This window comes from Nocardia shimofusensis NBRC 100134, from assembly GCF_001613125.1.
Taxonomy (GTDB): domain Bacteria; phylum Actinomycetota; class Actinomycetes; order Mycobacteriales; family Mycobacteriaceae; genus Nocardia; species Nocardia shimofusensis.
This window is the reverse complement of sequence record NZ_BDBT01000032.1, coordinates 42,244-64,033: the sequence shown is the minus strand read 5'-3', so window position 1 is coordinate 64,033 and position 21,790 is coordinate 42,244. Positions and strand designations below refer to the sequence as shown.

Here is a 21,790-nt window from a genome sequence, read left to right as displayed (position 1 = left end):
GGCACGCCTGCCTGAGCGCGTTCGTCACGAAAGGAATCAACACCTCATGGACTCTGGAAGCTCCGGTCTCACCGCACTTTTCACCGCCCTGGCCAACATGCTGGCCTCGGGCTCCTCGATCTCGGTCACCCCGCCGCCGGCGCCCCTGCCCGTGTAGTGACTTCCGAGCGGGGCGGCCGCTGCCAGGCCGCCCCGCTTCGCGGGCCGAGATTCGTGTGGTCTGCCCGATCCGGGCGCTCTGTGCGGCCCGATCTCAGTAGACGGGGCCGGTGTATTTCTCGCCCGGTCCCTTGCCCGGCTCGTCCGGATGCGCCGAGGCCTCCCGGAACGCGCGCTGCAACGCCTGCAGTCCGTCGCGAATCGGCCCCGCGTGCGGCCCCAGATACTCCACCGAAGCGGTCACCAGTCCCGCCAGCGCCGTGATCACCCGGCGCGCTTCGTCGAGATCCTTGCGGGGGCTGGTGTCCGGATTCTCGTCGGCCAGCCCGAGTTTCTCCGCGGCCGAACTCATCAGCATCACGGCCGCGCGGCTGATCACCTCGACCGCGGGGATCTCGGCCAGTTCGCGCACATCGCCCGCCTCGCGGAGGGAGTCGTCGAGCTCGTCAGTCATGACTGACAGGCTAGCGAGGCCGCTCGCAGCATCCGGAGCTGGCCGATCTCGGCGGTGTTCTTCATCAGCTCGGCGTTCACCCAGCCCGCGAGATGCGCGACGGTGAGGCCGGCCTCGACGGGCCACGGATACGCCGACGGCGCCTCGAAACCGGCGTCGGCGACCTCGTCCAGCGCTGCCGCCCATGCCGTCCGGAGACCGCGGAGCCCGGTGAGTGCGGCCGCGCCGCTGCCCGCCCAGAAGAACTGCTCGCGCGGGGTCGGGGCGCGGCCGGTGAGGTGATCGAGCGCGGTGCTCCACCACCAGTCGATGTGCCAGCTGAGCCAGGCGATCGTGGGGACCGGGACGGGATCGGGCTCGGTGTCCGCCCAGTCCGGGCGCCACTGCTCGTCCTCGCCGCGGTGTACCGTCCAGACCAGGCTCGCGGGTCGCCAGAGGAAGTCCTCCTCGGTGAGTGCGTCCAGGTGTACCTCGGCCAGCGCCCAGGTCAGGTCGAACTGCCAGCGCAGCAGTTCGCGGGAGGAGACAGGCATGGCGCGCAGCATGCGTTCCGCCCGCCGCGCTCGCAACTGCTTTTCGGCCGGTCGTTCCGGGCGATTCGGAGCACGGCCGGGGCAGTGCTAGACTTTCTGCCGACGACCGCCCCGGCTGCGCTGGGGCTGACAAGTGGAGCCCGACTCCCACCGTTGCCGTAAAGGTCAAACGGTCCGGTCATCCGCCGAAACGGTGGGTTTCTTGTGCGAGATCTGCGCATGAGAGTCGCTGCGAGCCCTGTGCCGCATCGGCGATCGGTCGACTCGGGCCCCGTGGCGGTGAAATACCGCACCGGGGCTTTCGTGTTGAATAAGGGGTTGCATTGCTTGCGGTCGTCGTGACGACACCGCTTGACCTAGGAGGCCCCATCAGCACTGAGACCCGCATCAACGATCGCATCCGTGTTCCCGAGGTCCGTCTCATCGGACCTGGTGGCGAGCAGGTTGGGATCGTGCGTGTTGAAGATGCACTACGCGTCGCAATGGAAGCCGATCTCGATCTCGTCGAGGTCGCCCCGGATGCCCGTCCGCCGGTCTGCAAGATCATGGACTACGGCAAGTTCAAGTACGAGACCGCGCAGAAAGCGCGCGAGTCCCGGAAGAACCAGCAGCAGACCGTCATCAAGGAGCAGAAGCTCCGGCCGAAGATCGACGACCACGACTACGAGACCAAGAAGGGCCATGTGATGCGCTTCTTGGAGGCCGGGTCCAAGGTCAAGGTGACGATCATGTTCCGGGGTCGCGAGCAGTCCCGGCCCGAACTCGGGTACCGGCTGCTGCAACGGCTCGCCGGCGACGTCGCCGATCTGGGTTTCGTGGAGACCTCGGCCAAGCAGGACGGCCGCAACATGACGATGGTCCTCGCTCCCCACAAGGGCGCGAAGACACGCGTGAAGGCGCAGCAGCAGGCGGCCACCCGGCCCCAGCAGGGCGCCGCACCGGCCGGTGCCGCTCCGGCCGCTGACCAGGGCGAGCAAGCCGCCGGTCCGCAGTAATACGTTCAGATGCCGCGGGTCACCCGGTGACCCGCGGGACGACAGATAGAGGAATCCATGCCGAAGATGAAGAGCCACAGCGGCGCCTCGAAGCGATTCAAGGTGTCCGGTAAAGGCAAGCTGCTGCGTCAGCAGGCGAACCGTCGCCACCTGCTCGAGCACAAGTCCTCCCGCCGGACTCGTCGTCTGGACGGCACCGAGGTCGTCGCGGCTGCCGATGTCCGTCGCGTGAAGAAGCTGCTGGGCCGGTAACCAGCTCCATCGGCTCACCCGCCATCCTCTCGACCAACATCCGGGCGCGACCGCGCCCCCTATTCGATCAAGGACTGACCAGTGGCACGCGTCAAAAGGGCCGTCAACGCTCAGAAGAAGCGCCGTTCCATCCTCGAGGCCTCCAAGGGGTACCGGGGCCAGCGCTCGCGGCTGTACCGCAAGGCCAAGGAACAGCAGCTGCACTCGCTCACCTACGCCTACCGGGACCGCCGGGCGCGCAAGGGTGATTTCCGCAAGCTGTGGATCGCGCGAATCAACGCCGCGGCGCGTCTGAACGACATCACTTACAACCGCTTCATCCAGGGCCTGAAGGCCGCCGGTGTCGAGGTGGACCGCAAGATCCTGGCCGAGCTGGCCGTCTCCGACGCCGAGGCGTTCGCCGGTCTGGTGGCCGTCGCGAAGGCCGCGCTCCCGCAGGACGTCAACGCTCCGGCCGCCTGAGCCGAACCTGTTGACAACGGGATACTCTCCGAAACGACCCGCGGACGCGCTTTCCGAGCGCAATCCGCGGGTCGTTTCGTCGTGTCGAACACCGGTGGGGCACCGTGGACGATGAGTTGACGAGCTGGCGCAATCCGCGGGTCGTTGCGGCTGTCAAGCTCCATCGGGCCGCGCACCGGCGCAAAACCGGTCTGTTCCTCGCCGAAGGCGCCAATGCCGTGACCGCCGCGCTCACCACCGGCCGGGTGCGGGAACTGTTCTATTCGGCCGCCGCCGCCCACCGTGATCACGAACTCCTCGCCTCGGCCTCGGCCACCGGCGTACGCACCACCCTGGTCGACGACCGCGCCGCCGAACACCTCGGCGAGACCGTCACCGCCCCCGGCCTGGTCGCCGTCTGCGAGCAGGTCGATGTGCCGCTCGAGGCCGTACTCGGCCGCGACCCGCGCTTGCTGGCCGTCCCTGTGGAGATCGCCGAACCCGGCAACGCGGGCACCCTGATCCGTGTCGCCGACGCGGTGGGCGCCGACGGCGTGGTGCTGGCAGGCGCCACCGTGGACCCGCACAACGGCAAATGCGTGCGCGCCAGCGCGGGCAGCCTGTTCCACGTGCCGATCGTGCGCGGTCGCGAGATCGACGAGACGCTGACCGCCGTGCGGGACGCGGGGCTCACCCTGCTCGCCACCGCCGCCGACGGAGAGGTCGACCTCGACGAGGCCGACGAGATCCTGTCCGGCCCGGTGGCCTGGCTGTTCGGCAACGAGGCACACGGTCTGGACCCGGCTGTCGCGGCCCGCGCCGACCACCGCGTCCGCATCCCCATCCACGGCCGCGCCGAGAGCCTCAACCTGGCCGCGGCCGCGGCGATCTGCCTCTACGCGAGCGCCCGTGTGCACCACCGCGCTCGCGACGCGGATCCGGCGCGCCGGTAATCCGGGTGAATCGCCCGAACGCGATCCCATAGGATTCCACCAGCAGCAATCCGGGCCGGACCTCGGCCCGGCCGCACCGACCCCAACGGGAGAGACGAACCATCGTGGCCGACGACAGCACCGGAGTCGAGCGCAACGCCGACGAGCGCAATGCCGCGGGATCGACCGTGGATCTGAGCGAAGAGGCGCTGGCGGCCGCCGCCGCCGAAGCCGAGAAGGCGTTCGCCGCGGCCGCCGATCTGGACGCCCTCGCGGTCGCCAAGACCGACTACCTGGGCGGCAAGGCTCCGTTGGCGCTGGCCCAGCGTGCGCTGGGCGCGTTGCCCAAGGAGGAGAAGAAGGACGCGGGCAAGCGGGTCAATGTGGCCCGTGGCCGGGTCTCGCAGGCCTTCGAGGCGCGCCGCGAGGTGCTGCTCGCCGAACGCGACGCCGCCGTGCTGGTCGCCGAGGCCGTCGACGTCACGCTGCCCGCCCGCCGTCGTCCGGTGGGCGCGCGCCACCCGATCACCGTCATCTCCGAGCGGATCGCCGATGTGTTCGTCGCGATGGGCTGGGAGGTCGCCGAGGGGCCCGAGGTCGAGACCGAGCACTTCAACTTCGACGCGCTGAACTTCCTGCCGGACCATCCGGCCCGCACCATGCAGGACACCTTCCACATCGCCCCTGAGGGTTCGCGCCAGGTGCTGCGCACCCACACCTCCCCGGTGCAGGTGCGCTCCATGCTCGACCGCGAGCTGCCCATCTACGTGGTCTGCCCCGGTCGCACCTTCCGCACCGACGAGCTCGACGCCACCCACACCCCGGTGTTCTCCCAGGTGGAGGGTCTGGCCATCGACAAGGGCCTGACCATGGCGCATCTGCGCGGCACGCTGGACGCCTTCGCGCGCGCCCTGTTCGGTCCCGACACCCGCACCCGCATGCGGCCCAACTACTTCCCCTTCACCGAGCCCTCGGCCGAGGTCGACGTCTGGTTCCCGGACAAGAAGGGCGGCGCGGGCTGGGTCGAGTGGGGCGGCTGCGGCATGGTCAACCCGAAGGTGCTCGTCGCCAGTGGCATCGATCCCGACGAGTACAGCGGTTTCGCGTTCGGCATGGGTCTGGAGCGGACCCTGCAGTTCCGCAACGGCATCCCCGACATGCGCGACATCGTCGAGGGCGACGTGCGGTTCACCCTGCCCTTCGGCATCCAGTCCTGACCTCCCCCTTCGACCGAGAGAGCGAAAAGTCACGTGCGAGTAGCGCAGTCCTGGCTGACCGAGATCATCGAGCGCGCCACCCCCGGCTGGTCGGTCACGCCCGAGGAGCTGGATGCCGCGTTCGTCCGCGTCGGGCTGGAGGTCGAGGAGGTCGACAAGCTCGCGCCGGTGACCGGTGACCTCGAGCATCCGCTGGTGGTCGGCCGCGTCCTGGAGATCACCGAGCTGACCGAGTTCAAGAAGCCGATCCGGTTCTGCAAGGTCGACGTCGGCAATGTCGAACCGCAGGAGATCATCTGCGGGGCGACCAACTTCGCGGTGGGTGATCTGGTCGTCGTGGTGCTGCCCGGCGGTGTGCTGCCCGGCGGATTCCGGATCACCTCGCGCAAGACCTACGGTCACACCTCCAACGGCATGATCTGCTCGGTGGCCGAACTCGGCATCGGCAAGGACCATTCCGGCATCCTGGTGCTGGAACCGGGCACCGCCGAGCCGGGCACCGACGCCAACGAGCTGCTCGGCCTCGACGACACCGTCATCGAACTCAACATCACCCCGGATCGCGGCTACTGCTTCTCGGTGCGCGGCCTGGCCCGCGAGATCGCCTGCGGTTCGGACCTGGAATACCTCGATCCGGCCGTGCGTACCCTGCCCGCCGACGAGGCGCAGGCCTGGCCGATCCGCATCGAATCCGATTCGCGCTGCACCCGTTTCGCCGCGCGCCGGGTCACCGGCATCGACCCTGCCGCGGTCAGCCCGTGGTGGCTGCAGCGCAGGCTGCTGCTGTCCGGGGTGCGCCCGATCTCCCCGGCCGTCGACGTGACCAACTACGTCATGCTCGAACTCGGTCAGCCGCTGCACGCCTTCGACGCCGCGCGCCTGAGCGGCGGCCTGGTGGTGCGCACCGCGAACAAGGGCGAGACGTTGCGCACCCTCGACGATGTGGAGCGCACGCTGGACGACGAGGACGTGGTCATCGCCGACGACTCCGGCGTGATCTCGCTGGCCGGTGTGATGGGTGGCGCGAGCACCGAGGTGAGCGCCGAGACCACCGATGTGCTGCTGGAAGCGGCCACCTGGAACTCGCTGCTCATCTACCGGACCGCGCGCAGGCACAAGCTGGTCTCCGAGGCGGGCAAGCGCTACGAACGCATCGTCGATCCCGAGCTCAACGTCGCCGCGCTGGATCGTGCGGCCACCCTGCTCGCCGAGATCACCGGCGGCACTGTCGAATCCGTGCTCTCCGACGTGCGGGTGCCCACCCAGGAGCCCGAGCCGATCCGGATGGACATCGATCTGGCCGACCGCGTCGCGGGCGTCACCTACCCGCGGGGCACCTCGGCCCGCCGTCTGGCCCAGATCGGTTGCCACGTCGAGGTTTCCGTGGACGAGGAGACCGCGCACGGTCAGCTCGTGGTGACCCCGCCGAGCTGGCGTCCGGACCTCGGCCAGCCCGCCGATCTGGTCGAGGAGGTGTTGCGTCTGGAGGGCCTCGAGCAGATCCCGTCGATCGTGCCGACCGCCCCGGCCGGTCGCGGGCTGACCGCCGTTCAGCGTCGCCGCCGCGCCGTGAGCCGCGCGCTGGCCTTCGCGGGCGCCGTCGAGGTCCCCGCGCCGGTCTTCCTGGCCGCCGGCGTCTTCGACGTGTGGGGTCTGGACGCCGACGATCCGCGCCGCGCCACCACCCGGGTGCTCAACCCGCTCGATGTGGAGCGCGCCGAGCTGTCCACCACGCTGCTGCCCGGCCTGCTCGAGATCGCCCAGCGCAATATCTCCCGAGGTGCGCGCGACCTGACCCTCTACGCCATCGGCCAGGTCACCCTGGCCACCGGCGAGACCAAGGCCGTCGAGCCGCTGCCGGTGGACCGCCGTCCCACCGCGGAGCAGATCGGTGAACTGCTGGCCTCGCTGCCCGCTCAGCCCGTGCGGGTCGGCGCCGTGCTCACCGGACGCCAGGAGCCGCGCGGCCCGTGGGGTCCGGGCAGGCAGGTCGAGGCGGCCGACGCCTTCGCCCTGGTCGACGCCGTCGCCGACGCCGCCGGTGTGGTGATCGAACGCCGCGCCACCGCGTACCTGCCCTGGCATCCGGGCCGGTGCGCCGAACTCGTGGTCGACGGCACGGTCGTCGGTCACGCGGGCGAACTGCACCCGGCGGTCCTCGAGCGCGCGGGCCTGCCCGCCCGCACCTGCGCGGTCGAACTCGACCTCGACGCCCTGCCGCTGACCGAGGCCCGTCCCGCGCCGATCGTCTCGGCGTTCCCCGCGGTACTGCAGGATGTCTCGGTCAGCGTCGAGAAGTCCGTTCCCGCCGCGACCGTGGAAGCCGCGCTGCGCGACGGTAGCGGCGAGCTGCTCGAGGACATCGCGCTGTTCGATGTGTACGAAGGCGAGCAGGCCGGTGAGGGCCGCAAGTCCCTCACCTACGCCCTGCGTTTCCGCGCCTCCGACCGCACGCTCACCGAGGACGAGGCCAGCGCAGCCCGTGATGCTGCGGTGGCCGCGGCCGGTGAGTCGGTCGGCGCCGTCCTGCGCGGCTGATCACGACCAGCCGGCGGAGCCCGGTCGGCCGGCGGAGTCACGTACTCTGCCGGCCGATCTGTTTCAGGTCAGCGATCGAACCGCGGCGATATCGAATTCCGCGACCGACGCCTCGAGTATCGCGGCACTCTGCCCGTCCTCGGGTCCGCTCCCGCGAAACGCCTCCACATCCTCCCGCGTCGCCCACCGCTCGAACACATTGATCCGCCCGGGCTCCACCAGATCCGCGCCGATCGCGAAATCCAGGCACCCGCGCGCCCGCCGTGCCTGTTCCACCACCGTCACGCACCCGGCGAGATACTCCTCCCGCCGTGCGGGATCGACCATGATGTGCCCGGCCACGACAACCATCGGCTGCTCCTCTCGACTCACTGCGGTCACCAGGTAGGACCGGGCTCTGCCGCCGAACTCATCGGCTATCGCGGACAGCGGTTCCGCGTCGTTCCCGCCGCGTCGGTTTCCAGCGCCCGGCAACGAGGTGCCCGGACCGTCGAGTGCGCTCATCGCTCGGCGAGAGCATTCCGGTAGCGCTGTCCAGGCGCGTCCCCCAGTGCATCCTGCGGAGCTCTGCCGTCGCGTCGGTGACGCCGGATCACTCGCGGGGGAGGATCCCGCTGTCGGCCTCGGGCGCAGAGGACCAGGTCTCGGACCAGTTCCACAGCGGTTGCAGCGCGTCGCTGAGCTTGATGCCAGAGACGGTGAGCTCGTAGGCCCCTTTGGGTCCGTTTTTCTGCACCAAGCCCGCCTCCTGCAACTGCTGCAGACGATTCGACAGCATGCTGGACGAGCAGTTGCCCATGCTGCGGCGCAGCTGCAGAAAACCGAGGGGACCCGGCTCCAGCTCCCAGATGATGCGCAGCGTCCAGCGCTGCCCGAGCAGGTCGATCGCCGACAGGACGCGGGTGTGTGCGGGGGCGCTGCGGGAGTCGCCGGCCGCGCCGGAGTTTGCGCTTCTCATTTCGAAGCACCATATTTGGTTCTGAATCAGAAGCATCGTCGAGACGAGGAGTGGCGCGATGGCGGGTTCGGAGGCAGTGGTACGTCGGGTCGCCTTGGTGACCGGCGCTTCGCGCGGAATCGGCGCGGAGACGGCGAAAACATTGGCGGCGAAGGGGTTTCACGTCGTCGTCAACTATCGAGAGAAGGCCGGACGGGCGCAGATGGTGGTCGGCGACATCGTTGCCGCGGGCGGAAGCGCCTCGGCGATCGGCGCGGATCTCTCCGACCGTGCGGCCGTGACAAGAATGCTGGGCGAGGTCGAGAGCGGCCACGGCCGGTTGGATGCGCTCGTCCTCAATGCGTCCGGCGGCCTCGAACGCGACGCCGATCCCGGCTATGCTCTGCGGCTCAATCGTGATGCCCAGGTCCATCTGGCGACCGCCGCCTTGCCGCTGCTCGGGCCCGGTGGCCGCATCGTCTTCGTCACCAGCCATCAGGCGCACTTCCACGGCACCGGCCGTCCACTGCCGGACGGCTACGAGCCGATCGCGGCGAGCAAGCGCGCGGGTGAGGACGCCCTGCGCGCGCTGATTCCCGAATTCGCGCGCCACGGTGTGGGATTCACGGTGGTATCCGGCGACATGATCGACGGCACCATCATCATCCGCCTGCTGGAGCGCCGCGATCCGGACGCGGTCGCCGCCCGTCGCACCGCGGGCCCGCTGCCCACCGTCGAGGATTTCGCCGTGACCGTCGTCCGGGCCGTCGACGCCGAGGTTTCCGCCGGGCACACCTTCTACGTGGGCGGGGAGGACTACGTCGGAGCTCGGTGAGGGTTCGCGGGAGTAGCGTGGACATCGGTCCGGTCCGTCCACGATCGCGGAGGCTGTCATGACTGTTCGAGCGGAATGGAACGGCGTCGTTCTCGCCGAGAGCGACGACACGGTGGTGGTCGAGGGAAACCACTATTTCCCGGCCGCGGCAGTGCGCTCGGAGTACTTCACACCGACCGACACCCACACCGTGTGCCCGTGGAAGGGCACCGCGTCGTACTACACGGTGCGCGTGGACGGCAGCGAGAACCCGGACGCGGCCTGGTACTACCCGGAGCCGAAGGAAGGTGCCGCGCAGATCAAGGATCACGTCGCGTTCTGGCGTGGCGTCGACGTCGTCGAGGATTGAGCCACGGCGCGATGTCCCGCCGGCCGTATCCGGCCGGCGGATCGCCTCTCGCACTGCCCGAGCCACCGGCCGCAGATCCGGTGGCTGCGTAGCCTGGCTACATGGATAAGGACCAGATCCTCGCGGGGTTGGCCGCGCTGCCCGATGACGAGCTGGCTGCCGTCCTGCGCGCGGCCGTCGCCGGACGGCCCGCCTTCCACGCTGTGCAGGCCGCGCTCGCAGGGATGGCGGATGCCCCCGGTCGGGAAGGGCAGGAAGGGCTCGCCGATCACGAGACCATCCCACGCGGCGACGGCCCCGGCGATGTGACCAGCACCACTACTCGTCCTGTCGGCGACCCGCCCGGGTCGGTATCGGACCTGGTCGGCGGTCCGGTCTTCGCCGGCTCGCCGGATTTCCCGGTGTCCACGGCGAGCGGGTACACCTCCTCGGGAGTGCCCACCTTCGACTCGGTTCGCGATAAGGTCGATCGACGTTCCGGCACCGCGCAGGGAATGAGCGAACTCGATCGCCAGACCCCGGCGGGGCGCAGCGTCGACGAGCAATTCGCCGCGCGCGAGCAGGCCGCGCGTGAGCGCCTCGACCGCATCCGCAGGTCACTGCACGGCGAGGACACCGACTGAATGTCCGTCATCGCGGCGGGCGCCCGACGACAGGGGTGGATGTCATGACCGAACCGCGTGCGATCGCCGAACGGCTGCTCGACGCCCAGGTGGACTTTCTGCTCGCCGAGGTCACCGGCGAGCGATTCGCCGAGGTGGTCGCCCGCGATGTCGCCGACGTGCTCGCCGTCGCGGAGACCATCGGATTCGGCGAGGTGGTCGCACTCGAGGACGGCAAGCAGACCGTCGCCACCGTGGTGGATCTGATGGGCGGCAGCCCGGTGCTGGCCGACATGGTGGGCGTGTTCGCCGACGCCGTGTACGAGCACGTCGCCGAGAACACCACCGACACCCTCGGCGAGGTCGTCGAGCGCGAACCGGTCGAGGCGCTGCTGGAGAAGGTCCTCGGCATGCACCAGGCCCAGGAGCGCATCCTGGATCGGCTCACCGAATCCCCGCTGGTGGCCACGGTCGCCGCGAAGTTCGTCGACAAGTTGATCAGCGACTTCGTGCAGGCCAACCGGGAACGCGCCGAGAAGATCCCCGGTGTCGGCTCGCTGATGTCGCTGGGTCAGTCGGCGGCCAATCGCGCGAAGAAGGCCGCCGACAACACCTTCGTCGGCGACCTCGCGGGCAAGGGCGCGCTGTTCGCCCTCAAGCGCACCAACAACGCCATCCGCGAGATGCTGCGCGACGCCCCCGTGCACTCGGCGGCGATGGAGTTCTGGGATCTGCACGCCGGCGAACCGGTCAGCGGCCTGCGCGACTACCTGACCAAGAAGGATCTCAACGAGCTGGTCGTGCTCTGCTACGAGATCGCGGTGACCACCCGCGAGAAGCAGTACTTCGGCGAACTCGTCGCCGAGTGCGTCGAGGTCTTCTACGACAAGTACCGCGACCACACCCTCGCCGCCATGCTGCCCGAACTCGGCCTGACCGCCGAGGACATCACCGCCGAGATCCTGCGCTACGGTCCCGCCGTCGTCGAGGCCGCCAAGCGCGACGGCGTGCTCGCCCGCCTGATCCGCGAACGCCTCGAGCCGTTCTACACCTCCGACGCCGTCCTGGGCATCCTGGCCGACGCGAGTAAGTGAAGCCTGTGCCCGCCCGGCCGATACGGTGAGCGGCATGGGTGAGCACAAGGAACGGATGCTGCGCGGCGAGCTCTACCGTGACAACGACCCCGAACTGGTGGCCGAGCGGTGGCGGGCGCAGGAACTGTGCGAGCAGTTCAACCGCACCGCCGCCGATGAGACCGAACGGCGCACCGAACTGCTGCGCACCCTGCTCGGCAAGCTCGGCGAAGGCTCGTGGATCATGCCCCGATTCCAGTGCGACTACGGCTATCTGGTGGAGATCGGCGCCAACTCCTTCCTCAACTACGATGCGATCCTGCTGGACTGCGCACGCATCACCATCGGCGACGACGTCTCCATCGGTCCGCGCTGTCAGCTGCTGACCGCCCTGCACCCGATGGAGGACCACGAAGCCCGCAGACAGCGCTGGGAGTCGGCCGCTCCCATCACCATCGGCAACAACGTGTGGTTCGGTGGCGGGGTGATCGTCTGTCCCGGCGTGACGGTGGGCGACGACACGGTCGTCGGCGCGGGCAGCGTCGTCACCAGGGATCTGCCCGCCAGGGTCTTCGCGGCGGGCAATCCGGCAAGGGTGATCCGTTTGCTGTGAGCGTGCACCGGCGCGTCCTCCCGGCGTGCCTTGATTCTGCTCAGCGGGCGGACGCCGTGGCATCTCCGGAGAGTTGACGACTACGCGCGAGACAGGACCGCGATCGGCAGGGTGCGGGTGGTCAGCGCCTGGTAGGTGGCGAAGTCGGGGTAGTGCCGGATCAGGATTTTCCAGCGCGCGTCGTACTCGGCGGGGTCGGTGACCACGCGGACATCGACGGGCCAGGACTCGGAGCCGACCCGCACCTCGGCGCGTCCGGCGGCGACGAGATTGTGCCACCAGTTGGGCGGCTTGGGATTGCCGCCGTTGGAGCCACAGACGAGCAGGTCCTCGCCGTCGGGCACGTACATCAGCACCACCGGGCGCGGCTGTCCGGACTTCCTGCCGACGACGGTGAGCTGGAAGATGGGGCGACCCAGAAACTTTCCGAACCGGGTGCCGCCGAAGCGGGTGTAGAGGCGGGCATGCAGGCGGCTCTGCACCTTGGCCAGTCCGGCCAGCCGGGTGCTGCCGAAGTGCGCCAGGCGGCCCGTGCCGCTGAGTTTCGTCGGGGTGGCGTCCTCTGCCATGCGAATTCCTCGGGATAGTTCGGGTCGTGCGGGTGCACGCTACCGCGTCTGTCCACAGGCCGGACACGGCCCGCGCGCCTGTGTGATTCTCTCGCGTCAGGCCCCCGTGACGGTGGGACCCGGCAGTAGGGTCGAGCGCATGACCGAACCGCGGATCGAGACCGAACAGGACGCCACCCGGCCGCTGCGCGATGACATCCGTTTTCTCGGCGGCGTGCTCGGCGACACCATTCGCGATCACGAGGGCCCCGAGGTATTCGATCTGATCGAGCGGGTGCGCGTGGAGGCGTTCCGGGTGCGCCGGGAGGAAGTCGGCCGCAGCGCCGTCGCGCAGATGCTGCGCGATGTCGACATCGAGGTGGCGCTACCGCTGATCCGGGCCTTCACCTACTTCGTGCTGCTGGCGAACCTGGCCGAGGACATCCAGCGCGACCGCCGCCGCGCCGTGCACGTCGCCGCGGGCGAGGCGCCGCAGGACTCCTCGCTGGCCGCCACCTACCGCAAACTGGACGCCGCGGCGCCGGCCGCGGCCACGGTGGCCGATCTGCTCTCCGACGCCTTGGTGTCGCCGGTCATCACCGCCCACCCCACCGAGACGCGCCGCCGCACGGTCTTCGACGCTCAGACCAGGATCACCGAGCTGATGCGCGCACGGCAGTGGGTGAGCGACTCGCGCGAACGCGACGAGGTGGAACTCGGCATTCGCAGACAGATCCTGTCGCTGTGGCGGACCGCGTTGATCCGATTGGCGCGCTTGCGGATCCAGGACGAGATCGCCGTCGGTTTGCGCTACTACGACCTGACCCTGTTCGACGTCATCCCGGCCATCAATGCCGAGGTGCGGGCCGCCCTGCGCTCACGATGGCCGGACGCCGGCCTGCTCGAACGCCCGATCCTGCGCCCGGGGTCCTGGATCGGCGGCGACCGCGACGGCAACCCGTTCGTCACCGCCGACGTGGTCCGGCACGCCGCGAGCCAGGCCGCGGGGGTCGCGTTCGGCCGGTATCTGCGTGAACTGGTCGAGTTGGAGAAGACACTGTCCCAGTCGGCCCGGCTGGTCTCGGTGTCGCCCGACGTCGAAGCCCTGTCGGCGGCCGGTCACGCGGACCCCGCCATGCACAGCGACGAGCCGTATCGCCGTGCGCTGCACCGGATCAGGGTCCGACTGACGGCCACGGCCGAACGCGCCCTCGGCGCCACACTGCCGAATTCGGCGACCGGCCCGGACCCGGAGCCCTATCCCGGACCTCGCGAATTCCTCGCCGACCTCGAGGCGATCGACGCCTCGCTGCGCGCCTCGCGCGACGACCTGCTCGCCGACGATCGCCTCGCGGCGCTCCGGCACGCGGTGGAGACCTTCGGCTTCCATCTACAGGGTCTGGACATGCGGCAGAACTCCGAGGTCCACGAGCAGGTCGTCGCCGAACTGCTGGCCTGGGCCGGCGTGCACCCCGCCTATGCCGAGCTCGACGAGGACGCCAGGGTCGAGTTGCTCACCGCCGAACTGCGCACCCGCCGACCATTGCTCGGTCCGCAGGCCCGGCTGGGGGAGCTGGCGGAGAAGGAAATCGGCATCGTCCGCGCGGCCAAGGCCGTGGTCGACACCTTCGGTCCCGACGCCATTCCGAACTACATCATCAGCATGTGCACCTCGGTCAGCGACATGCTCGAGGCGGCACTGCTGTTGAAGGAGGGCGGTCTGCTCGACCCAGGCGCGCGCGGCGCAAGTGTGGGGCCGGCGGGTGCTGGCGCCGACAGCGACGGTTCGGGCGCCACCGGCGCGGACAGCGAGGTGGCGGGCCCCCGTTGTTCGGTGAACATCGTGCCGTTGTTCGAGACGATCGAGGATCTGGCGGCCGGTGCGGCGACGCTGTCCGCCGCGCTGGACGTGCCCGTCTACCGAGAGCTGGTCGCGGCGGCCGGCATGCGCCAAGAGGTGATGCTCGGGTATTCCGACTCCAACAAGGACGGCGGATACCTGGCCGCGAACTGGGCGCTGTACCGCGCCGAACTGGACCTGGTCGAGGTCGCGCGCAAGACCGGGATCAGGCTGCGGCTGTTCCACGGTCGCGGCGGCACGGTCGGTCGCGGGGGCGGGCGCAGCTACGACGCCATCCTGGCCCAGCCCGCGGGCGCGGTGCGCGGCGCGCTGCGGCTCACCGAACAGGGCGAGGTGATCGCCGCCAAGTACGCCGAAGCCGGTGCCGCACACCGCAATCTGGAATCGCTGATCGCGGGGACTCTGGAATCGACCCTGCTCGACGTGGAGGGGCTGGGCGCCGATGCCGAACCCGCCTACGAGCTGATGGACGACCTCGCCGCGCGGGCGCGGGCGGCGTACTCGCGCCTGGTGCACGAAACCCCCGGCTTCGTCGAGTACTTCCGCCAGTCCACCCCCATCGCCGAAGTCGGCGACCTCAATATCGGCAGCCGCCCAGCCTCCCGCAAACCCACCAACTCGGTCGCCGACCTGCGGGCGATCCCCTGGGTGATGTCGTGGAGCCAAGCCCGCGTCATGCTGCCCGGCTGGTACGGCACGGGCGCCGCGCTGGCGGAATGGGTCGGCGACGACCCGCGACGACTCGCCCGCCTCACCGACCTCTACCGCCGCTGGCCGTTCTTCAAGACCGTGCTGTCGAACCTGGCGCAGGTGATGGCCAAGAGCGATCTGGACATCGCCGCCCACTATGCCGAACTCGTCGAGGACGAGGAACTGCGTGCGCGGATCTTCGGCATGATCACCGAGGAACACGCCCGCACCCTGCGCATGCACGCCGCCATCACCGGCCACGAGCAGCTCCTCGCCGACAACCGCTCGCTGGCCGAGTCGATCCACAACCGGTTCCCCTACCTCGAACCCCTCAACCAAATGCAGGTGGAACTGCTGCGCAGGCTCCGCTCGGGCGAGGACACCGAACTGGTCAAACGCGGCATTCTGCTCACCATGAACGGGCTGGCGACCGCCCTGCGCAACTCGGGGTAGGCCGACGATCGATGCCGCCGCGGACTCGTCGCGGCCGACCCCGCGTACCAGGTCACCCGCCCGATCTCGGAGGGGGCCGTACAGTGCCTTCACGGACGGGAGAAACAACATGTCGCAGGTGACCGTCGTCGGCGCCGGAATCGGCGGACTGGCGACCGCGATCGCGTTCACCCGCATCGGCTGGCAGGTGCAGGTGCTCGAACGCGCGCCTGCTCTTACCGTTCCTGGCGCCGGATTGTCCCTGTGGCCGAACGCGTTACGCGCTCTCGACGCCCTCGGGATCGGCGACCAGGTGCGCGCCCGCGCTCGCGAAGACGGCTCGGCCGGTATTCGCGACAGCCGCGGCGCCTGGCTGTCGACGTTCGATGTGCCTGCCCTGAAAGCGCGCTACGGTCTGCCGATCATGGTGCATCGGGCGGATCTGCTCGACATCCTCCGTCACGCGATCCCGGCCGGTTCGGTCCGCACCGGCGTCACCGTGACCGAGGCTCGCGGCGACGGCACCGTCACGCATTCGGCGGGTGAATCCCGCGCCGACCTCGTCGTCGGCGCCGACGGCATCAACAGCGTCGTGCGCCGCGCCGTCGCGGGTACGGTCCGACCGGTCTACGCCGGCTACACCGCCTGGCGTGTGATCGTCACCCCGAAGCGCCCGATCACCGATCTCGGCGAAACGTGGGGTCGCGGGCTGCGCTTCGGTTACGCCGCCCTCGCCGACGATCGGGTCTACTGCTTCGGCGTCGCGAACAGGCCCGAGGGCGCGCCGAGCACCGGTCTCGCCGAACTGCGCGACCTCTTCGCCGGCTGGCACGACCCCATTCCCGCCCTGCTCGCCGACGCCGACCCCGCCGCTGTCCTGCACCACGACATCTACCGCCTGCCCGACCTGAGGACCTTCGTCGCCGGCCGCATCGCCCTGCTCGGCGACGCCGCCCACGCCATGAGCCCCAACCTCGGCCAAGGCGCCTGCCAGGCGCTCGAGGACGCCGTGGTGCTGGCTCGCATCGCGACCGACAGCGGTGACCTCGCCCGCTACGACCTCGCCCGCCGCCCGCGCACCAGGATGATCGCGGCCAGATCCGACCGGCTCGGCACCGTCGGCCAGCTGTCCGCCCGTCCTGTGGTGGCCGCCCGTGACGCGGTCATGCGCCTGATTCCACCCGCGGCCCAGTTCCGGGCCCTCGCACCGGTTCTGGACTGGGAGCCCTGAGCGTCGGAATTGCGGCGAATCCCGCTCGGCGACCGCGTGCCGACTCCGTGCTGCAGCGGTCGCCCGACGGTCGCCGTCTCAGCAGTCCGTCCGAAGAAACGGACACCGAGGCCGACGACGGAGTCGACCTATCCGTGGAGGTCTCCGCCTCACTTCCGCCAGAACAGGTGATGCGTCACTCCGCTCGGGCTCGGCACCGTCTCGAGGTGGAACCGATCGGTCAGTTCCTCGGGCGACTCCCAGAGCTTCAGCCCGGAGCCGAACTCCACGGGCGAGACCGCCACATGCATGGCGTCGACGAGGTCGGCGTCGAGGAACTGCCGGATGGTGGTGACGCCGCCGCCGAGACGCACGTCCTTGCCCTGCGCGGCCTGCTTCGCCTGTTCGAGGACCGTGGCCGGGTCGCCGCCGACGAAGTGGAAGGTGGTGTCGGAGAGGGTGATCGACGGCCGGGTGTGGTGGGTGAGGACGAACACCGGGGTGCGGAACGGGGGCTTTGCGCCCCACCAGCCCTGCCACTCGTGGTCTTCCCACGGTCCACGCTGGGGTCCGAACTTGTTGCGGCCCATGATCTCCGCGCCGATATTGTTCGTGAAGTCCCGGGTGAAGTAGTCGTCGAGACCGCGGCTGCCGCCGGGATCGGTGCGGTTGGGCCAACTGGCGGTGGCGCCCGCCCAGGCGAACATGTCACCGGGGTCGAAACCGAACGGGCTGTCCAAGCTCTGGTTCTCTCCGGCGGCGATCCCGTCGCTCGAGACGTTGAAGTTCTGGACGCGCAGTAGTTGTGGCACTCGCTTCTCCTGTATCGCGACGATGGTTGCCGAAGATGAGACGCCGCGGATTCGGCGAATTCATCGCCGGAACCCTAGCGATCCTCTCCGACATCGCGACTTGACCTTGACACGATGTCAAGGACTCGAATGGTCGGCGAAGGAGGTGGTTGTTGTGAACACAACCCAACATGCTCAGCTCGTCGACGCCCTGACCGCGGCCGATCCGTCGGTCCGGCTGCGGGCCGCCCTGTCCGCGGGCACGGATTCCGATCCCCGTCTGACGGAGACGCTGGTCGCCCGGTGCGCCGTCGAACCGGACTTCTTCGTCCGCGACATGCTGACCTGGGCATTGTGCCGGATGCCTGCCGATGTCACGGTGCCGAGACTCATCGACGAACTCGGCTCCGGCTCCGCGCAGGCCCGCAGCCAGGCGTTGCACACGCTGTCCAAGATCGGGGACCCGCGCGCCTGGCCGTCGGTCTCGGCGCAGTTGCACGACGAGGACGACGAGGTCGTGCGCAGCGCGTGGCGGGCCGCGGTGGTGCTCGTACCGCTCGGGCAGGAAGCCGTCCTCGCGGCCGAGCTCGTGCCCGAGCTCGGCAGGGGAGACCGGGACAGGCAACTCAGCCTGAGCCGCGCGTTCGCCGGACTCGGTGAGGACGTCCTGCCCGCGCTCGACACGGTGGCATCGCATCCCGATCCGCTGGTCCGCGCGCATATGGAGGCCACGAAACAGCTCGTGCACGATCCCGAGAGCAGTTTCACGCTGTCGGTCGAGCTGGCCAAGCGCGTCGCGATCACGGGTCAGGGAAGCTAGGAGGAGAGGCGATGTTGATCGGCGAGGTCTCGCGGCGTTCCGGCGTCAGCACCCGGATGCTGCGCCACTACGACGCGGTGGGGCTGGTGCAGCCCACCGGCCGCACCTCCGGCGGCTACCGCGAGTACTCCGCCGACGACATCCGGCGCCTCCTGCATGTCGAGAGTCTGCGCACCCTCGGGCTCTCGCTGCAGGAGGTCAAGCGCGCCCTCGACGAACCCGGCTTCGCGCCGACCGAACTGGTGGCCGACCTCATCCGGCACACCCGCCTGCGGATCGCGGCCGAGGAGGAACTGCTCGCGAAACTCGAGCGGGTCGACGCCGCCGCACCGTCGGAGTGGGAGGACGTCCTGCGCGTAGTCGCTCTGCTGCGCGCCCTCGAATCCGGATACGCCCCGCGTCGTCAGCAAGCGCTCCTGTCCGCCGACACGCCGACCGCGTTACCCGTCGAGGCTCTGGTCGAGGCCGTTCTGTCGGAGGACAACGCCGACGTGGCCGGGGCGCTGCGGTGGTCGCTGGCCAGGGCACAGGGGCAGGGGCTCGACGGTCTGGCCGTCGGTCTGGGCTCGGCGTCGGTCGATGTCCGGCGTCGAGCCGTCACCGCGATCGCCGAAGTGTCCACGGCCGCGGCCACCGAACTCCTGCGCGAAGCGCTCGACGATCCGGATGCCACCGTCCGCGGGCGCGCGGCCCTGGCGCTCGGTTCCCGCGAGGTGATCGGCGCGCTGCCCGCCCTTGTCGCGATGGTGGTCGAGGGGCGAAGCGATGTCGAAGCCGCCGAAACGCTCGGCCTGCTGACGAAGGTCGCCCCCGACGTCGACATCGTCGCCCGCGTGTCGGGTGAACTCGCCGGTGCCGACGACCCGTCCACCCGGTTGCGCCTCACCCAAGCCCTCGCGGAGATCCCCGGCCCGGCCGCACGGCAGGCCCTCGACGACTTGACCCGCGACGGCGACCGGACGATCGCGGCGACCGCCGCCGCGATCCTGACGCTGCGGGACCGCCGACCGCGGCTGGAACGGCGTAGGGGTCAGCGTGGTGATCCACCGGCGAAGACCGGCCGGGGCGACAGCTGACGGTTGGCGCTACCTGGTCGGTGAGAGCAGGTCAGCCGGCGGCGTACCGTGCCGCCATCGCCCGGGCGGTGGCCGCCATGCGCTCGCGCAGTTCGGGCGGCTCGAGCACCTCGAGGTGTTCACCCAACGGCAGCAGCCCGTGCGACAGAACCGGATAGGACTCCGCGCCCACGGTCACCTCGACCCACCCCTGCTCATCGGGTTCGCCGCGGGAAGCGAGTGCCTCGGTGGCCGCGGCGGGATCGAGGAACAGCCGCAACAGGCTCAGCTGATCGGCGGCGATGCGGCAGCGGGCGCGCACCCGCAGCATGGAGCGGGCGAACTCGTCCTGGGCGGCGGCCCAGTGCTCGGCGAGTTGAAATCCGGGTGGGCGGGTGAAGGTCCGCTCGGTGGGAGTGGCGGAGAGGATGCGCCCGACGCGGTAGGAACGGATGTCCCGGCCGTGGCGGGCCACGAGATACCAGGTACCGGCCTTGAGGACGAGCCCGAGCGGGTCGAGGAGACGCAGCACTTCCCGGTCGGCACGGCCGTAGCGGACCTCCAGGGTGCGATCGTGCCAGAGCGCGTCGGTGATCGCGGCCAGCGCCGGGGTCTCCTCGGGACGGCGGAACCAGCCGGGCGCGTCGACGTGCACGCGTTCGGCGATGCGGGTGGCTCGCCCGCGCATCTCCGGCGGCAGCGCGGCCAGCACCTTGAGCTGGGCGGTGGCCAGCACGGTGCCCAGCCCGAGGTCCGTGGCAGCCTCGGGCAGTCCGGTCAGCAGGACCGCGTCGGCTTCTTCGGAGGTGAGCCCGGTCAGCCGGGTGCGGAAACCGTCGAGCAATCGCACCCCGCCGCCCCGGCCCTGCTGGCTGTAGACGGGCACGCCCGCCGCCGAAAGGGCCTCCACGTCGCGATACACGGTCCGCACCGACACCTCGAGTTCGGCGGCGAGTTCCGGCGCGCTGAGGTGACCGCGGGTCTGCAACAGCAGCAGCAGTCTCAACAGTCGGCTCGCGCGCACCCGAAGGAGAATAGCCGCGGAACCTGACAGGACCTGGCAGGTTTGCGGCGTACCGTCGCCGTGCATGACCACATGGAAACGGTTCGTCGAGGAAGCGCCGAAGATCTCCTCCGTGTTCACTCGCAGGCATCAGGCCACCGGCAACCTGTGCATGCTCGGCACTGTCCGCGCCGACGGCTCCCCGCGCATCAGCCCGGTCGAACCGCGGATTTTCGAGGACATGCTGGTGATCGTCGGTATGCCCGGCACGCGCAAGTTCGCTGATCTGGCCCGCGACCCCCGGTTCTGCCTGCACACCGCGACCGTGGACACAATGGTCACCGAGGGCGACGCCAAACTCTTCGGCGCCGTCAGCGACCTGCCCGACCCCGCCGTGCACGGCCGCTTCGCGCAGGCGCTGTTCGACGAGAACGGCTTCGACCTCCGCGGCCAGGAGTTCGACCACTTCTACATCGCCGACCTCACCACCGCGTCCTGCGTGGAGGTCGGCGACGAACTGATGATCACCATCTGGAAGCCGGGTGCCGGCGAGCGCGTCGTGCGCAAGAAATGACCGGCTCGGACGGCAACAGCCCCTGTCACCTGCGTAGGTGACAGGGGCTGTGTTGCTCGTTCAGCGGGGGATCCCGCTCAGGCAGCGCCCTCGATCAGAGGTAGGCGCCACAGACCGGCCATGCGCCGGGACCCTGGCCCGCGAGAACGTTCTCGGCGACGCGGATCTGCTCGGCCTTGCTGGCGTTGCTCGCCTGGCCGGAGCCGCCGTAGGCCTCCCAGGTGCTCTGCGAGAACTGCAGGCCGCCGTAGTAGCCGTTACCGGTGTTGATGCCCCAGTTGCCGCCGCTCTCGCACTGCGCGACAGCGTCCCAGTTGTTGGCGGAGGCGGTGGCCGTGGAGAGACCGAACGGGATGGCGGCGAAGGCGCCGACCGCTGCGATGAAACCGGCGGCGCGAGTGCTGATCTTTCGGTTCTTCGACATGAGTATTTCCCTGCTGCGCCCACCGACTCGGCTCGAGGCCGGAGTCCCTGTCCCCAGTGGATGTCGGGGTTTCTCGAACCGTGGGACAGGGTCTGTCGGTGTTCGGCGGTTCGAGCGATGTGCCCGTCTCGGTCGATCGGGCCGTGCCTAAACCATAACGAACTAATCTCGAACAATCACGTGTAGGTAACGTCACCAATGTCTTGATTGTTTGTCGAGGGATAGCTGTATTACTCCAGGTTGATGCGTGGAAATGTGGACGGCGTTCGACAGTATGTTCTAACGCAAATGTGCCGCAGGTCACGTTTATTGGACCGAAATATGTGACTCGGGCAACGTGCGGGTGCCGGTCGGTTCGGTAGCCGGAACCATTTTCCGCGCATTTGCGCAGGTAGAGACGCTTTGGTGCGCTCGGTCTCCTGCATCTTGCGGGGTGGGCGGAGTTGCGGGGG

At 69.5% G+C, this 21,790-nt stretch carries 23 protein-coding genes and 1 pseudogene; 16 read left to right on the top strand and 8 right to left on the bottom strand.

Annotated features, from left to right (window positions below; all coding sequences use genetic code 11):
- Window positions 1-253: 253 nt before the first annotated feature.
- Window positions 254-613, bottom strand: a complete 360-nt coding sequence (locus tag NS3_RS24500) for a DUF1844 domain-containing protein (RefSeq protein WP_067864170.1) — start codon at window positions 611-613, stop codon at window positions 254-256.
- A complete protein-coding gene (locus tag NS3_RS24495) occupies window positions 610-1,146 on the bottom strand; it encodes a DinB family protein (RefSeq protein ID WP_067864212.1) in 537 nt (178 codons plus the stop codon). The genes NS3_RS24500 and NS3_RS24495 overlap by 4 nt, the downstream gene beginning before the upstream one ends.
- Window positions 1,147-1,469: 323 nt before the next feature.
- Between NS3_RS24495 and infC the strand changes: the two genes are divergently transcribed.
- The 6 genes from infC (at window position 1,470) to pheT (ending at window position 7,521) form a co-directional block, all read left to right on the top strand.
- The gene (gene infC, locus NS3_RS24490; protein ID WP_084495887.1) at window positions 1,470-2,141 is read left to right on the top strand and encodes a translation initiation factor IF-3; all 672 of its coding nucleotides are present in this window, start codon (window positions 1,470-1,472) and stop codon (window positions 2,139-2,141) included.
- Between the two features lie 57 nt (window positions 2,142-2,198).
- Entirely contained in the window at window positions 2,199-2,393 is a 195-nt protein-coding gene (gene rpmI, locus NS3_RS24485) for a 50S ribosomal protein L35 (RefSeq protein ID WP_040795576.1), read from the top strand.
- Between the two features lie 81 nt (window positions 2,394-2,474).
- Window positions 2,475-2,855, top strand: a complete 381-nt coding sequence (rplT, locus tag NS3_RS24480) for a 50S ribosomal protein L20 (RefSeq protein WP_014983432.1) — start codon at window positions 2,475-2,477, stop codon at window positions 2,853-2,855.
- A 104-nt stretch (window positions 2,856-2,959) separates the two neighbouring features.
- Window positions 2,960-3,787 (top strand): TrmH family RNA methyltransferase, encoded by an 828-nt coding sequence (locus NS3_RS24475; RefSeq protein WP_067864164.1) that lies wholly within the window; start codon window positions 2,960-2,962, stop codon window positions 3,785-3,787.
- A gap of 167 nt (window positions 3,788-3,954) precedes the next feature.
- Window positions 3,955-4,983 carry a phenylalanine--tRNA ligase subunit alpha gene (gene pheS / locus NS3_RS24470; protein WP_067864209.1) on the top strand — a complete coding sequence of 343 codons (1,029 nt, stop codon included), beginning with the start codon at window positions 3,955-3,957 and terminating at the stop codon, window positions 4,981-4,983.
- A gap of 33 nt (window positions 4,984-5,016) precedes the next feature.
- Window positions 5,017-7,521, top strand: a complete 2,505-nt coding sequence (pheT, locus tag NS3_RS24465) for a phenylalanine--tRNA ligase subunit beta (protein ID WP_067864161.1) — start codon at window positions 5,017-5,019, stop codon at window positions 7,519-7,521.
- A 63-nt stretch (window positions 7,522-7,584) separates the two neighbouring features.
- Here the strand turns inward: pheT and NS3_RS24460 are convergent, their stop codons facing one another.
- The gene (locus NS3_RS24460) at window positions 7,585-7,872 is read right to left on the bottom strand and encodes a putative quinol monooxygenase (RefSeq protein WP_067864206.1); all 288 of its coding nucleotides are present in this window, start codon (window positions 7,870-7,872) and stop codon (window positions 7,585-7,587) included.
- A gap of 241 nt (window positions 7,873-8,113) precedes the next feature.
- Window positions 8,114-8,479 (bottom strand): winged helix-turn-helix transcriptional regulator, encoded by a 366-nt coding sequence (locus tag NS3_RS24455; protein ID WP_067864158.1) that lies wholly within the window; start codon window positions 8,477-8,479, stop codon window positions 8,114-8,116.
- Between the two features lie 58 nt (window positions 8,480-8,537).
- On the opposite strand from NS3_RS24455, the gene NS3_RS24450 reads away from it, so the two are divergent.
- The 5 genes from NS3_RS24450 (at window position 8,538) to NS3_RS24430 (ending at window position 11,930) form a co-directional block, all read left to right on the top strand.
- Window positions 8,538-9,293, top strand: coding sequence for an SDR family oxidoreductase (locus NS3_RS24450; RefSeq protein ID WP_067864155.1), 756 nt, complete (start codon window positions 8,538-8,540; stop codon window positions 9,291-9,293).
- A 58-nt stretch (window positions 9,294-9,351) separates the two neighbouring features.
- Window positions 9,352-9,642 carry a DUF427 domain-containing protein gene (locus NS3_RS24445; RefSeq protein ID WP_067864152.1) on the top strand — a complete coding sequence of 97 codons (291 nt, stop codon included), beginning with the start codon at window positions 9,352-9,354 and terminating at the stop codon, window positions 9,640-9,642.
- Window positions 9,643-9,743: 101 nt separating this feature from the next.
- Window positions 9,744-10,265: a PspA/IM30 family protein gene (locus tag NS3_RS24440; protein ID WP_067864149.1), complete on the top strand. Its 522-nt coding sequence runs from the start codon at window positions 9,744-9,746 to the stop codon at window positions 10,263-10,265.
- Between the two features lie 44 nt (window positions 10,266-10,309).
- The gene (locus NS3_RS24435) at window positions 10,310-11,338 is read left to right on the top strand and encodes a hypothetical protein (protein WP_067864146.1); all 1,029 of its coding nucleotides are present in this window, start codon (window positions 10,310-10,312) and stop codon (window positions 11,336-11,338) included.
- Between the two features lie 34 nt (window positions 11,339-11,372).
- Window positions 11,373-11,930, top strand: coding sequence for a sugar O-acetyltransferase (locus NS3_RS24430; protein WP_067864143.1), 558 nt, complete (start codon window positions 11,373-11,375; stop codon window positions 11,928-11,930).
- 80 nt (window positions 11,931-12,010) lie between these two features.
- On the opposite strand, the gene NS3_RS24425 is transcribed toward NS3_RS24430, so the two are convergent.
- Entirely contained in the window at window positions 12,011-12,499 is a 489-nt protein-coding gene (locus NS3_RS24425; protein WP_067864140.1) for a nitroreductase/quinone reductase family protein, read from the bottom strand.
- 139 nt (window positions 12,500-12,638) lie between these two features.
- Here NS3_RS24425 and ppc point away from each other — a divergent pair, with 139 nt between their 5' ends.
- Together ppc and NS3_RS24415 are read left to right on the top strand one after the other, a co-directional pair.
- Window positions 12,639-15,482, top strand: a complete 2,844-nt coding sequence (gene ppc, locus NS3_RS24420; RefSeq protein WP_067864137.1) for a phosphoenolpyruvate carboxylase — start codon at window positions 12,639-12,641, stop codon at window positions 15,480-15,482.
- Between the two features lie 109 nt (window positions 15,483-15,591).
- Window positions 15,592-16,692 (top strand): FAD-dependent monooxygenase, encoded by a 1,101-nt coding sequence (locus tag NS3_RS24415; RefSeq protein ID WP_067864134.1) that lies wholly within the window; start codon window positions 15,592-15,594, stop codon window positions 16,690-16,692.
- 149 nt (window positions 16,693-16,841) lie between these two features.
- On the opposite strand, the gene NS3_RS24410 is transcribed toward NS3_RS24415, so the two are convergent.
- The gene (locus NS3_RS24410; RefSeq protein ID WP_067864131.1) at window positions 16,842-17,483 is read right to left on the bottom strand and encodes a dihydrofolate reductase family protein; all 642 of its coding nucleotides are present in this window, start codon (window positions 17,481-17,483) and stop codon (window positions 16,842-16,844) included.
- A gap of 145 nt (window positions 17,484-17,628) precedes the next feature.
- On the opposite strand from NS3_RS24410, the gene NS3_RS24405 reads away from it, so the two are divergent.
- Window positions 17,629-18,282 (top strand): HEAT repeat domain-containing protein, encoded by a 654-nt coding sequence (locus NS3_RS24405; RefSeq protein WP_067864128.1) that lies wholly within the window; start codon window positions 17,629-17,631, stop codon window positions 18,280-18,282.
- 11 nt (window positions 18,283-18,293) lie between these two features.
- On the top strand, window positions 18,294-19,358 hold the full coding sequence (locus tag NS3_RS24400; RefSeq protein ID WP_067864125.1) for a MerR family transcriptional regulator: 1,065 nt from the start codon (window positions 18,294-18,296) through the stop codon (window positions 19,356-19,358).
- Between the two features lie 31 nt (window positions 19,359-19,389).
- Here the strand turns inward: NS3_RS24400 and NS3_RS24395 are convergent, their stop codons facing one another.
- Complete coding sequence (locus tag NS3_RS24395; RefSeq protein WP_067864122.1) at window positions 19,390-20,361, bottom strand: helix-turn-helix transcriptional regulator; 972 nt, start codon at window positions 20,359-20,361, stop codon at window positions 19,390-19,392.
- Between the two features lie 64 nt (window positions 20,362-20,425).
- Between NS3_RS24395 and NS3_RS24390 the strand changes: the two genes are divergently transcribed.
- Complete coding sequence (locus NS3_RS24390; RefSeq protein ID WP_067864111.1) at window positions 20,426-20,914, top strand: pyridoxamine 5'-phosphate oxidase family protein; 489 nt, start codon at window positions 20,426-20,428, stop codon at window positions 20,912-20,914.
- Between the two features lie 97 nt (window positions 20,915-21,011).
- Here NS3_RS24390 and NS3_RS24385 read toward each other — a convergent pair.
- Window positions 21,012-21,338, bottom strand: a pseudogene (locus NS3_RS24385) (transglycosylase family protein); the annotation flags it as partial.
- Window positions 21,339-21,790: the final 452 nt, after the last annotated feature.

Excerpts from the sequence above, each read along its gene's own strand:
- NS3_RS24415 (WP_067864134.1), top strand. The coding sequence starts at position 15,592 with ATGTCGCAGGTGACCGTCGTCGGCGCCGGAATCGGCGGACTGGCGACC.
- NS3_RS24435 (WP_067864146.1), top strand. The coding sequence starts at position 10,310 with ATGACCGAACCGCGTGCGATCGCCGAACGGCTGCTCGACGCCCAGGTG.
- NS3_RS24430 (WP_067864143.1), top strand. The coding sequence starts at position 11,373 with ATGGGTGAGCACAAGGAACGGATGCTGCGCGGCGAGCTCTACCGTGAC.
- NS3_RS24455 (WP_067864158.1), bottom strand. The coding sequence starts at position 8,479 with ATGAGAAGCGCAAACTCCGGCGCGGCCGGCGACTCCCGCAGCGCCCCC.
- NS3_RS24500 (WP_067864170.1), bottom strand. The coding sequence starts at position 613 with ATGACTGACGAGCTCGACGACTCCCTCCGCGAGGCGGGCGATGTGCGC.
- ppc (WP_067864137.1), top strand. The coding sequence starts at position 12,639 with ATGACCGAACCGCGGATCGAGACCGAACAGGACGCCACCCGGCCGCTG.
- NS3_RS24425 (WP_067864140.1), bottom strand. The coding sequence starts at position 12,499 with ATGGCAGAGGACGCCACCCCGACGAAACTCAGCGGCACGGGCCGCCTG.
- NS3_RS24495 (WP_067864212.1), bottom strand. The coding sequence starts at position 1,146 with ATGCCTGTCTCCTCCCGCGAACTGCTGCGCTGGCAGTTCGACCTGACC.
- NS3_RS24390 (WP_067864111.1), top strand. The coding sequence starts at position 20,426 with ATGACCACATGGAAACGGTTCGTCGAGGAAGCGCCGAAGATCTCCTCC.
- NS3_RS24445 (WP_067864152.1), top strand. The coding sequence starts at position 9,352 with ATGACTGTTCGAGCGGAATGGAACGGCGTCGTTCTCGCCGAGAGCGAC.
- rpmI (WP_040795576.1), top strand. The coding sequence starts at position 2,199 with ATGCCGAAGATGAAGAGCCACAGCGGCGCCTCGAAGCGATTCAAGGTG.
- NS3_RS24450 (WP_067864155.1), top strand. The coding sequence starts at position 8,538 with ATGGCGGGTTCGGAGGCAGTGGTACGTCGGGTCGCCTTGGTGACCGGC.
- NS3_RS24400 (WP_067864125.1), top strand. The coding sequence starts at position 18,294 with ATGTTGATCGGCGAGGTCTCGCGGCGTTCCGGCGTCAGCACCCGGATG.
- NS3_RS24460 (WP_067864206.1), bottom strand. The coding sequence starts at position 7,872 with ATGGTTGTCGTGGCCGGGCACATCATGGTCGATCCCGCACGGCGGGAG.
- NS3_RS24440 (WP_067864149.1), top strand. The coding sequence starts at position 9,744 with ATGGATAAGGACCAGATCCTCGCGGGGTTGGCCGCGCTGCCCGATGAC.